This is a genomic window from uncultured Bacteroides sp. (assembly GCF_910578895.1).
GTDB lineage: Bacteria > Bacteroidota > Bacteroidia > Bacteroidales > Bacteroidaceae > Bacteroides.
Map to the genome: position 1 here is coordinate 41812 of NZ_CAJTSC010000014.1, position 12170 is coordinate 53981.

7 protein-coding genes are annotated in these 12170 nt (G+C 44.3%); all 7 read right to left on the minus strand.

Translation table 11 applies throughout. The annotated features are described in order from the left end of the window. Positions 1 to 24 precede the first annotated feature (24 nt). Positions 25 to 2265, minus strand: coding sequence for a glycoside hydrolase family 3 N-terminal domain-containing protein (locus QZ327_RS05450; RefSeq protein ID WP_294617777.1), 2241 nt, complete (start codon positions 2263 to 2265; stop codon positions 25 to 27). A gap of 47 nt (positions 2266 to 2312) precedes the next feature. Beyond that, positions 2313 to 3848: a family 43 glycosylhydrolase gene (locus QZ327_RS05455; protein ID WP_294617778.1), complete on the minus strand. Its 1536-nt coding sequence runs from the start codon at positions 3846 to 3848 to the stop codon at positions 2313 to 2315. A gap of 34 nt (positions 3849 to 3882) precedes the next feature. Next, complete coding sequence (locus QZ327_RS05460; RefSeq protein ID WP_294617780.1) at positions 3883 to 5304, minus strand: sialate O-acetylesterase; 1422 nt, start codon at positions 5302 to 5304, stop codon at positions 3883 to 3885. Positions 5305 to 5323: 19 nt separating this feature from the next. Continuing rightward, complete coding sequence (locus QZ327_RS05465) at positions 5324 to 7996, minus strand: glycoside hydrolase family 2 TIM barrel-domain containing protein (protein ID WP_294617782.1); 2673 nt, start codon at positions 7994 to 7996, stop codon at positions 5324 to 5326. 27 nt (positions 7997 to 8023) lie between these two features. Continuing rightward, the gene (locus QZ327_RS05470; RefSeq protein ID WP_294617784.1) at positions 8024 to 9805 is read right to left on the minus strand and encodes a glycoside hydrolase family 71/99-like protein; all 1782 of its coding nucleotides are present in this window, start codon (positions 9803 to 9805) and stop codon (positions 8024 to 8026) included. Positions 9806 to 9864: 59 nt separating this feature from the next. Beyond that, on the minus strand, positions 9865 to 11403 hold the full coding sequence (locus QZ327_RS05475) for a hypothetical protein (protein ID WP_294617786.1): 1539 nt from the start codon (positions 11401 to 11403) through the stop codon (positions 9865 to 9867). An 88-nt stretch (positions 11404 to 11491) separates the two neighbouring features. Next, positions 11492 to 12130: a hypothetical protein gene (locus QZ327_RS05480; protein ID WP_294617788.1), complete on the minus strand. Its 639-nt coding sequence runs from the start codon at positions 12128 to 12130 to the stop codon at positions 11492 to 11494. Positions 12131 to 12170 lie beyond the last annotated feature (40 nt).

A 12170-nucleotide genomic window follows, 5' to 3' on the forward strand; every position in this document is an offset into this window, starting at 1 on the left:
AAAAGTTTTTCATCTGTTTATCTCTTACAATACGGTAAGGACAGCCTTTTTTAAATCAACCGAATTGGCCCCTACCATTATGACGAACTGTCCCGGCTCTACTCTCCATGCGCCATTGTTCCAATATTCGAGTTGTTGACGACCGACGGGAATCGTGATTTGCCGGCTCTCTCCGGGATTCAGTCCCACTTTGACGAAATTGCGTAACTCGAGTTTGGGCCTGACACGACCTGCCACTAAGTCGTTTATATAAAGCTGAACCGTTTCTTCGCCATAACAAGAGCCTGTATTGGTTACTGTGACTTTTACCGATGTCTCTTCATTGGTACTGATTCTGTCACGGGTCAATACTGGAGCGCTTATATCGAATGTTGTATAACTCAGCCCATATCCGAAAGGATACAGAGGAGACGGATTGGATTTGTAGATGTTGCGAGGACGCCCCGTCTCCAGTTTATTATAAAAAAGAGGAACCTGCCCCACATTCCGGGGGAACGTAATTGGAAGTTTGCCACTTGGATTTATTTTTCCAAATAAGATGTCGGCCAAGGCATGTCCGGTTTCCTGCCCAAGATACCAGCCTTCCAGAATAGCATCAGCATTCTTTGCAGTGTACTCGATGGAAGCCGGACGACCGCCTAACAGTATTACGACATACGGCTTACCAGTGGCCTTAATGGTCCTTTCCAGCTCCTGCTGGTTGGCGGGAAGGTCCAGATTGTCCACATCCTGGTTCTCACGGCAAGTCTCTTCCGAACCTCCGATGGCAAGAATCACCAAGTCTGATGTTTGGGCAAGGGCAACAGCTGCTGCTATTTTATCGGTATTACCGTTGAAATCGCAACCTTCGGAAAAAGAGACTTGTGCCGACTGTCCGACATATTGCCTGATTCCTTCATAAATGCTGATGAAGCGCTTTTGCTTGCGCGGAGAGTATCCGCCAATTCTCACTGCATTTGCATTGGGACCGATGACGGCTATTTTCTTATGCTCACCTAACCTCAGCGGAAGTATATTGTGGCTGTTCTTCAACAAGACTACAGACTGGTGGGCGACTTTCAAGGCAAACTTGTCATGTTCAGGATTTAGGACCACATCGCGCCAGTTTTTCTTATGGTTTCCTATATAGTTGGCTTTTTCAAACATTTCCGCGTCACTTTGCGATACTTCTTTAGACGCTGTGTTTTTGGGATTTTTGATTACATCAAAACGTTCGTCCTCTTTGACGTGTCCTTTACTGCCGCCGTTGAACAGTCCTAATTCAAATTTGGCACGGAGAACGTGCTTTACCGCATCGTCCACCAATTCGACAGGAACAATTCCGGCTTTTACCGCTTCAACGAGATTATCTCCGTACATCCTGTTGGAGTTCCATTTTTGGAACATGGCCAATTCTTGATGGACGCCCGCTTCAAGACCCATTTTCGCCACTTCGGCAGGCGTGTCCGCATAATTGAATGTTGTACGTATGGCACGCAGGTCTCCGTTGTCAGAGACTACCAGACCGTCCCAACCGTATTGTTTGCGCAATACATCAATCAGGATTTCTTTGTTGGCATGGCAGGGAATGCCGTTGAGCAGATGATGCGCCGGCATTATGGAACCCACGCGGGCTTCTTCGATGGCAAGCCGGAATGGATAGAGATGGATGTTGTGTAGGGTATAGTCCGACACATCATGTGCCGCCCCGTTGTCACCTGCCATCGGTTCGCCGTCAGCAACGAAATGCTTGGCGGTGGCGATGATATGTTCCGGGTCGAAACGTTGTTTCCCTATTCCTTGCAGTCCCCGGATATAGGCCGCTCCTATTTTGCCGACTAAATACGGATCTTCGCCATAACTTTCTTCGGTACGTCCCCAGCGGATGTCCCGCACCACTCCCAACATGGGAGTATAGCACTGATGGATGCCAAAGGCACGTGACTCTTTCGCTACGATATGCCCCATGCGTTCTATAAGTTCCGGATTCCATGTGCTTGCCATGGCGATGGCTTGAGGGAAGATGGTCGCACTGTCTTTCAGGACACCATGCAGGCACTCACCGGCAGTCATGTGCCTGATGCCCATCCGTGTGTTCGCATTCGGGAATTGGGTGGCGAGCTGGTGGGCTTTCTCTTCAAGGGTCATTTTAGCGATAATCTGATTGATTATCTTGTCGTTTTCCTTGCTAAAAATATCAGATTGAAACTTCTGGGGAAATGCATGAATTGCGGTAATGCTGGTTAAGCCGACTATGGCAAGTAGCCAAAATAGAAATTGTCTCATTGTGTTTAATGTTTTAATGTTTTAAAGAATGCGAGAAAAGGTACCGGTCAATTTGAAGAGAACTTCAAATGAAAAATCTCACAGATTTCTTTATCGGAATCCGATTTGCAGACGAGGTATATGGCTCTTTTCCCTTTTATCTTGTTCAATCCGTACAGACTTGCGCTATATGCTTTTATAAGTGGTGGTGTTTTTGATGAGAGATGAATGATTCCTATCTTTATGCCTCCTTCTGCTTTCGAAGGAGCATCGACCATTATGTCGATTGTTCCGTCTGCTCCCTTAGGGATAAGGTCTACTTGGATACGGTGCATTTCTCCTGCAAGGGCATCGAAGTTGTAATATTTATATCCTATGATGCTATTATTCTTTACATTCACGATGGGATTGCAATTGATGGAAGTGTCGTAAGTCGCTTTGGCGAACGCTTCTCCTTTGAAATAACAGGCTATTGCAGCCGGATACTTTTTATAGGGATTCAACCCTTTCCGGTTAAATCCGAGTGAGGTACAAGGAACTTCGTCTATTTTTACAGTATTCCCTTTAATTTGGATGTTGACCGGTTCTACGCACGCCTGGCGCGCGAAACGGGTGCCGTTGGTATGCCTGTGATAGAATATGTACCATTCGCCATTCAGCTGGACAAGGCCGCCATGAATATTTCCTACGGGACAGGAGTTGTCCAGGCTTCCATTCGAGATAATCGGTCCGCCGTAAGTCCAGGGACCCAAGGGGGTGGTGCTGTATGCATAGGCAAGGGATTCTCCTCCGCCTCTGTTCTCGGTTTTGTGAGGAGAACGCGAATAGACGAATACATACATATGGCCTATTTTACGGATCGAAGAGGCCTCGTAAAATCTGAATCTTTTACTTTGGACTTCTGCTGTCGCATCATAGGAATCGTCATCTACCAAATTCGAGACCATATTCTCCACCACTTTGGTTCCCGGTTTCAACGTACACATTGTCAATGGGTCCAGCTCTGCTGCAAATGATTTTTTAAATCCCCAATAGGCATATACCCTGCCATCGTCGTCCACCAACACGGCAGGGTCAAAGCCTATAAGATTCGATTTGCCCATATTTATGAAGGGTCCTTTAGGGCTTTCTGCAATGGCGACGCTTGCTTTTGGCTCGCGTTGCTCGTTAGGATATAAATAGTATCGTTTAATGCCGTCTTTTATGGTTTCTACCACATCGGGCGCATACATCAGGCGTAAATCTTTCGGATAGTTGGTGTTCGCATAAATCACTCCGTCGTATCTCCAATTGCTTAAATCTTCCAAAGGTGCGGACCAGACAACTAAATCGGTTCCGCAATATTCATTCTTTAAGGTATCATGCGAGCCGTAAATATACACACGGTATTTTCCCGGTTTGTCTGGATCTTCAAAGATATGAGGTTCGCCATCGGGTATATGTTCCCAAAGCGGAAGAATGGGGTTGCAGTCACTTAGATGCTCCGTGCCGACAGTGCCTTTTGTTTTTCCATCCTGAAAAGGAACGATATCCCTTCCACACAGAGCGTATGTCTGGAATGATGCGATTATTGCACAAAGCAGAAGTTTATATTTCTTAATCATAGTCTTATTGATATGTAAATTTTGATTTCGACCGTTATTCGACATCGTTCCATTTGTCCGAACGGAAGCTGGAGATCGGCAGACCGTTGGAGCCGAACAGCGTGCCTTTGATGTATCCCTTGAAGGCATAGCGTACGGCTATCGGATGCGGAACCTGGTCGGATGTCACTTCGACTGTACGATAATATCGGTTGATGCTTGCCTTGGCCGGATAGAACTTGCGGTCTTCTCCGGCAAGTTCAAAGCCGGTCAGCACTTCTCCGAATGTGGAAAGCCCGGTTCCTATCTTGTCGAAGGAGACCACTGCCATTCCGTTCTCTTTGAATGTGACGTTCCTGAAAACCGGAGCCTCGTGCGGCAGGTTCTTATAACCGTAATCACGTGCCAGGGCGATATAAGCCAAACGCTCGCCTGCCACACGCTTGTTGGCGGGATGCACGCCTTCCAAGTCGCCGGCATCCATCAGTATGGCTATGCCCGTCCGTGGTTGTGTTTGTGCGATGAGCATCTGGGCTTCGCGCATGAATGCCTTGCCTGCTTTCAGGGGCTCTTTGTGAGGGGCTATCTGACAAAAGTATATCGGAAAATCACCACATCCCCAAGCTTTGTTCCATTCGTGATGCATAGCTTTAAACAATTCCGGATAACTTCTGTAGCGACTGGCATTCGTTTCCCCTTGATACCATATAGCGCCTTTCAAGGTGAAGCCGATAAAAGGGTAAAGCATACCATTATACAATCCGGTAGGAGTTGTGTGTGGCGGTTCTAACTCTGACTGGCTATTTGGTACTTTAATATGGGGAAATGCTGCAAAACATTCACGAGGCATCCATGCTTCAATGGAAGCTCCGCCCCAACTGGAGTGGATAATTCCCACAGGGATTTGTAGAAGTTCTTGCAATAATCGGGCAAAATAATAGCCTGTAGCAGTGAAATCCGGTGTAGTGTTGGGCGAAGCCGATTCCCAACTACCTACGCAATCTGTTTGCGGAGTTATACTGCTATTTCTCTTTACCGTGAAACAGCGAATAGAAGAATTGGTGGAATGTACAATGTCATCCAAACCACCTAAAATGGGCTGTGAAGGGAATCCTTTCATAGGCATCTCCATATTGGACTGGCCACTGCAGAGCCATACTTCGCCTATTGCTACCTCCTTCAATACGGTTCGTTCTTTGCCCGAAGAAATCGTTAATTCAAAGTTGTTGTTTGATGCTGCTGGAGTGTGTATGCATACTTTCCACGTGCTATCCGATGCGACCGTGGCAGTATATTGTTTGTTGTCCCAACCGCTTTTTACCGTTACACGTGCTCCCGGACTTGCTTTTCCCCAAATTGGAACATCCGCCTGTTGTTGCAACACCATATTATCACTAAAAATTGCGGGTAACTTCACCTGCGCAGCAGTGGCTAATGAAAAGCCGGTAAAAATGAAAGCTAAAACTCGCTTCTTCATATGCTTAAAATTATTAATTTTAATTTTTATAAATGCGGATTGCGTTTAATATCGTTTCTCCTTCTTTGGGACGGAAGTCGACACTCAATCCTTTGCCATCCTTTACTATTACTATAAACTTCTTGATTACGGCACGGGCATATCCGTAATCACGGGCGATATTAAAATCATCCAGAACGGTTTCCCCGTTAATAGAAACTCCGAAACTGCGGTTACCGGCAAAGGTCTGTTCGGCATCAGCTCCTAAATTATAAATCAAAGCCTCTTTCTTCTCATTCGAATCTAACTCCGCCCAATACATGTATACAGAATATTCTCCATCCGGTACATCGGCTTTAAAGGATTTGATTCCTACACGTTGGGTCTGGAAGATAGGATTCATTGTTGTTCCATGAATATCAATATCGGAACCAAGCATTGAGCCAAACTCGGTTTTACGTCTATAGGGCGTTCCACCGACAAACCCCCAACTTCCGGGTGTATACGCTTGTTCCGGAATCCATGCTACATTGGCCTCCCGATCGTCCAAATATCTGGGTGACCCTAACATACAGTTGATTCCACGGAATAAGGATGTGTTATTTTTCAGGTTAGAGTCTACCATCTGGAAGTTGACTTTAATCAGGTCTCTTATCGTCTGACCGCTTACTTGTGCCACTGCTTCCAATTGATTCTCACCTTCAATGAAAGGTACATTGAAGAGTGCACAACTGTTTTCAATATTCTTTTTGCCTATACTTTTGCCATTTACCAATAACTCCACTTCTTTGGCATTGGAAAATATGGGCACGGACTGCATGCACTCTCTATTACCGGTATTTGCAACTCCTCCCCGTGTTTTCCATTCTCTGTTGCCGATGATAAGTATCGGCTCCCGGCTTAGAAAAGCCTTATAGAACCAATAGGTGTCTTTCAATTCCCTGTCGAGCCCGACAATTCCTTTGTTATTCACATGAGGAACTACATCGACACGTGATTCCGAATAGAAATCATTCAGGTTCCATAAACTAGCTCCTGCAATAAAAGGACGCTTCATTATTTCCTTCATATAATGCTTGTGGTAAACCAAGCCATATTCCTGAGAGAAGTCGAAACGCTCGGTTTGATAAGAATGAATGCGTGGGTCTACTCCCGGTCCATATTCGGTAACAATCAAGACTTTGCCTTTGTACTTTTCGTGAGCGCGGTCAAGCAGACGCTGGAATTCCTCAATATCCGGCTCATACCAGCCCTGGTAGAGATTCCAACCCTGAATCATCGGAATATCAGTCAAGTGGGCATCTTCGTAATATTGAGGTGCGTTATGATAGGCCATCATTGTATAGCGGGAAGGGTCTTCATTCCTTATTGTGGTTTCCAGCGCACGAGCTATCTTTTCTGTGAATTGATAATAATCCGTCAGATGCTTGCCCTCTGTATAAGGGCGGCGCAAGAAAATTTCATTCATATATCCCCATATCATTACCGAAGGATGATTAAAATCCTGACGTATCATTTCCTTTGCCATTTCTACAGAATTGTTCAGAAACTCTTCGGTTTCGGTAATGGCATTGACTACGGGTATTTCAACAGAAGTTATGATACCCAGTTTGTCACACATTTCCATGACAACGGGGTCTTGCGGATAGTGCGAAACCCGCAGAAAGTTTCCACCCATTTGTTTCAACAGCAAGACATCACGCACGTGCATTTCATCTTGGAGCGCATTCCCTTTCTGGAAATAATCCTGATGACGTCCTGTGCCGACAAGCTTACGCCATTTCCCGTTCAAAGAGAATCCTTTTTCCGAGTCGAACTCGAACCATCGCAATCCTAAAGGATTAACGACTTCATCCAGCAAACTTCCACTCTTCTTATCAAGAATACGAGTGAATACCATATAACGATACGGGTCGTCGATATCCCACAAGCGGGGAGAGGCTATTTTTATACTCTTTGATATATTTTTGGAGGTAGCTCCTGCTGTGAGTTTGACGGGGATAGTGGTTTTCTCTATCTCCTTTCCATCGGCATTGCATATCACATTCTCTACGAGTACATCCACAGCCGCTTTCGAATCGTTGGTTAGTAGAGCGGTAATCTCCACTTCGGCTTCGGCCTTGCTTACTTTGGGGGTACGGATATATACTCCCGAAGAAGCATAATCGCTTGTTGCGATATGTACCGGATTCATAAACTGCAAATAAACGTCGCGATAAATGCCGCCATAAAAGGTGAAATCGGCAGATAACGGCGGAATATTGGGGTTGTAGGTGTTGCTGACACAGATTGCAAACAGATTTTCCTCGCCATAACGCAACTTTGAGGTCACATCAAAGCAGAAACGGGTGTACCCGCCCTTATGCTCTCCTACGAACTGTCCATTCAGGTAGGACTGTACTTCCTGATTGGCTCCTTCAAAGTAAACAATGGCTTGTCGTCCTTCCTGGCTTTTGTCTACAAACAACTGCTTCCGATACCAAGCCGGTCCGCGGTAAAACCCAGGAGTTGCGTCATCCGCATCTTTATCGTTCCATGTGTGCGGTATGTTGACTGTTTCCCATGAGGTATCGTCACATTTTGCAGATTGTGCTTCGAACGGAGAGCCTTTCTTGAATTTCCAGGCATCGTTGATGGTGTATACAACCCGGTGTTGTGCCTGTAATGCTCCGGCTATCAATAGAAAAAAAAGGATATAGATGTATCTTTTCATTTTTATTTATAAGTTGACAGTACAATATTATTTGACAGTATAAATGCTATATCCGACAGACAGGTTACGGATAGCGACGTTTCCTTTTATAAAGAAACTCGGCTTGTTAAATCCATAGACTATATTTTCTTTGTATAATTCGATTTTCGCCTTTTTCCATTCGCCAGTATTGTCGGTACGCATCCGTGCCACAGTGCTGAACTTTCCTTTGGGTTCACGTTGGGTAGATGAACGTACAAAAAGCGTTTCGTTTCCTTTGTCTAAGTATTCAAAATAGAGATAGCCCGTATAGTTGTTCGCTTGTAGTTTGGAAACTAATGGCTTGGGTAATGAAACGGACAGCGATTCTCCGGCATTGTATCCTTTCGATTCTTTTTTTCCTTGAATATTCATTTCCGACTCGCGCAGACGAACCATTTCCACTTTCAAAGCAGCGCGGGCTGTTTCCGCATCTTTTTTCAACTGTAACAGCAAGCCGGTAGCAATTGCATAACGTCCCTCGCTGATGAGCATAGCTACTTTATCTAAAGAACGATTAAAATCGGTCACATCCATCTTACAACCTCTCAAGAAGTGTGATTCTTTTCTTAGTTGGAACAGCAACAAGGGTAAAGGTAGTCCGCGCTCATCCGCTTGTTCTTTTTTAAACTCGGAAGCATACTTTAGCGTAGTGCGTAGTTCCCGATCACCGTTCTCAATGGTAGGCTCTATTTCATGGCCTTCGGTGTAGTCGCTCCAGGAAGCTATGAACATCATGTCTAAGCTATCTTTTTCCGCCATACAGAACTTCCACATTTCTTCATACGTCTTGCCGTCATTGCGCGGCATGTAACAGAACGTGGAATGCCCCCATCCGGCACATCCCCGGTTGTCCATACCGGGCATGGCAAAACCCGACTTGATGGCATAATGCCTGCTGCTGTTCCAGATAGAGTCGCGAAACGGTTTCATATACTCAATTACATCTTCTTGCGAGGCATAAACGTCGAAACCGGGATAATCCCTGCGGATACGGGTAGGCAGCCATGGGGTAGGCACTTCGCCTAACTCTTTCCACCGTTCCATCTCTTCACTGTAGGTAAAAGGCACATATTTGCCTGCGGCATCCAGTTTGGCTCTATTGGGCCAGCGGCGCAAGGCCACCGGTTGCTTCATGCTTGCAGGTATTTGGACTGTTTCCAACACTTTTTTATATTCGTCCGGGGTTGCGCCCTGAAAATGATAGAATACCGGCATCCCCTTTACTATCGGTGCCGTTGGACCGGTAAATACACTGTCTACTAAGTATTGATACATTTTCGCCATATATTCGGTCTTCTTTTCGCGGTTGTTGATTTCCGGGTAGAGTTTGGTTATCCAATCGTAGTACAACCAGCCATCGCACCAAGTTACCCCAATTTCGAAATCGTATTTTGCGGCAACTTTTTGCATATTGCGCAACAACTCGTCATTTTCGTGCGGTTTGAATCCCCATTCGATAAAGAAGCCGTCTATCTTGGCGGTTTTGGCGGAAAGGATTTGATATTCGAGAAACTCCGGATCGCGATTGGATTGTATACCTGTCTGCGGATAGGCTACCGCCGCTATTTGGTGTCGACCTTCATCATCTATTAGGTCGGCGTTGTAGCACAACGACTTGATGCCGCTTTTCGATTTTTCCGTATTGGAATAATACTCCCAACGTCCTAACTCCCCATCGTACTGACGGGTATAGCGCACTCCATGATAATCTGCATAAATCTTCTTGCCGTTCTGTGCTACAAGCAATATCGGTAGGAAAATAAATAAAAAGAGAAGAAGCTTTTTCATTATTAGTACTGTTTGATTTTTACATTTTATATTTCTTTCGTTCAAAGATGGTATACTTATTATTGTTTGTTATCATAATAATCAATCAATGAATAAACGGCAAGATTTAATTGACGCATATATGATAAGTATGAATCATACGGCTCGTATTCCAAAGACACGATTCCTTTATTAGTAGACTTTCCGTCGTTGTATCCGTCATTATATTCGAAGTGTACCCAACCGATACAGTTTTTTGTTTCGAGTAGGCGAAGGCAGAAATTTTGATAAAACTCACCTCTGTTTTTCTGTGTACGTACCAGCCATCCACCTCCTTCGGTGTTATCATATTTATTCCCTTTATAATTGGCGTCTTCCGCTTTCGTGTAGAACTCTGAGACCAAAAAGGGTTTTGTGCCACACCATATTTTTAAATTAGTCAGGAAATCGTTTTCCGGTTGCCAGCGTCCGTAATAGTTAATGGAAACAACATCGCAATGGCGGGCACAGGCTTCCACCACTTTTTGATTATATTTGCTCCAGTCGTGCAAACGAGAACCTAATATCAGATGTTCCGTATCATAACGTCTGATGGCTTCGGTACTTAGCCGATAATAATAGTCAGCTACAAGTCCCCGGAATTCTTCCTGAACTTCTTCGGTGATTTGAGAAAGGGTTATACCTTTATCATTCATAAACTTGTCGGCATACTCCCGGGCTGTTTTATAGCGATCCGGTAAAGACAAAAACTGTTTTAAATCAATACCTCGTAGAGGATCTCCATTGTGGAAACTGGCGAATGGCAATTCATTGTCGAGATAGTATCCGATGAAATGCTTGTCACCGGCAAATAATGCGGTTTTCTCTCGGCATAGCTCATCTATGTAAGGAGCAAATGTAGGTTCAAAGATAATAACCAAGCGGTTGTACTTGTCATCATCGAAAGAATAGCCTAAATTTTTATACATATCCCATTGAAAAGAACGAAGCGGACATAGGCACTCTGCATAAGCTATTTTCTGGGTTTTGGGAGTAAGCAGATTATTACGCATTACAGATGGAAACGTCTCAATGCGGTTAGAACCATATGAAATGTAATTGATGTGATTGTCTGCTATCAGTTTGCCCGTCTCTTTGCTCCATCGCGCTTCGCTACCGCCAAACTTGTTATTGAAAGATTCTTTATGAGCAACCGATGTTTCGGGACGTACATGTTGTATTCCGTGTATAATAACCGCTCCGTCATCCGGATCAAGTAAATAGGAGCGTCCTTGATAATTTGCCACTCGGAAGAAACCGGATTTTCCTACAATTGAGGAAGGCTGTAAACCAATTCTTCTCCCCCAAGCTGTCCGGCTGAAATCCGAAGTAGAAGTATACCAATTCATATTGTCGATAATACGGGTTTCTTGTGAATCTGTAGTTTCCCATCCTTGAAAAGTTCCAATCTGCCACTTTCGATACTCTACATTCAATAAGGTATATTCGTCTTCGGCAGGAGTAGGTGGAATGGGTTGCTCCGGTTCGGAAGGTTCCACTGTATCGGAACAGCCTGCTACCGGTGAAAGTAGTCCTAAGAAACAAAAAAGCAGGAAGTATTGATATACATGTATTTTCATATAGATTTTTGTTAATGCGTGTATTTACGAAAAGTATTCACATGCCCATATTGCTTTACCCTCATGGGCATGTGAATATCTGTACTAATTATTTCTTCTTTGGAAATTTAATCTCAAGAGTCATTACGCGCTTTACCGGAACATTAGATAATTCTCCGGGTTGTGTTATATCAATAACTTTCATGATTCCAACTCGCCCTTTTGTACGAAAAGCAATAACATCACCCACGGAGATAGGATTTAATATTCCTTTATTTACAGTACTCGGATCTATCTGGGCAATAGAGGCTGGTGTTGCATGCTCATAATCAAAATCAGAGGGCAATATCAGAAAATGGGTCTGGTTTCTTTTAGACATATCCATTAATGAACCGGATGTTCCCTTATATTGGTCTTCCTTATTATGTAATCCCAATGCGTGCATGGAATACAGGCGAGGGACAGCTTCTGATCCATGACAATAGAATCTGAAGTCTACATTCCTCGGATTGGCAAGGGCATAATCCACTGGGTAAGTCTTCAAATCAGTTAAAGACACAATGGCGTATGCATCCGGATACTTTTCGGGACAATTGTTGGCATAGCTTTGGCTACCTACATGCAGTGTAACTACATCCATGCCCTCGCTATCTTGACCGCAAGTATTCAAGTTTGAAGCGTAAACCACTTGTGAAAATACTAATGACAATAAACTAATCATAACAAAATATTTACCATTTTTTTTCATAATGTTTTTATTAAGTATCAATAAATTATTTACTAAACTC

Coding starts and splice junctions, on each gene's coding strand:
- QZ327_RS05460 (WP_294617780.1), bottom strand. CDS start 5,304: ATGAAGAAGCGAGTTTTAGCTTTCATTTTTACCGGCTTTTCATTAGCC.
- QZ327_RS05465 (WP_294617782.1), bottom strand. CDS start 7,996: ATGAAAAGATACATCTATATCCTTTTTTTTCTATTGATAGCCGGAGCA.
- QZ327_RS05480 (WP_294617788.1), bottom strand. CDS start 12,130: ATGAAAAAAAATGGTAAATATTTTGTTATGATTAGTTTATTGTCATTA.
- QZ327_RS05475 (WP_294617786.1), bottom strand. CDS start 11,403: ATGAAAATACATGTATATCAATACTTCCTGCTTTTTTGTTTCTTAGGA.
- QZ327_RS05455 (WP_294617778.1), bottom strand. CDS start 3,848: ATGATTAAGAAATATAAACTTCTGCTTTGTGCAATAATCGCATCATTC.
- QZ327_RS05470 (WP_294617784.1), bottom strand. CDS start 9,805: ATGAAAAAGCTTCTTCTCTTTTTATTTATTTTCCTACCGATATTGCTT.
- QZ327_RS05450 (WP_294617777.1), bottom strand. CDS start 2,265: ATGAGACAATTTCTATTTTGGCTACTTGCCATAGTCGGCTTAACCAGC.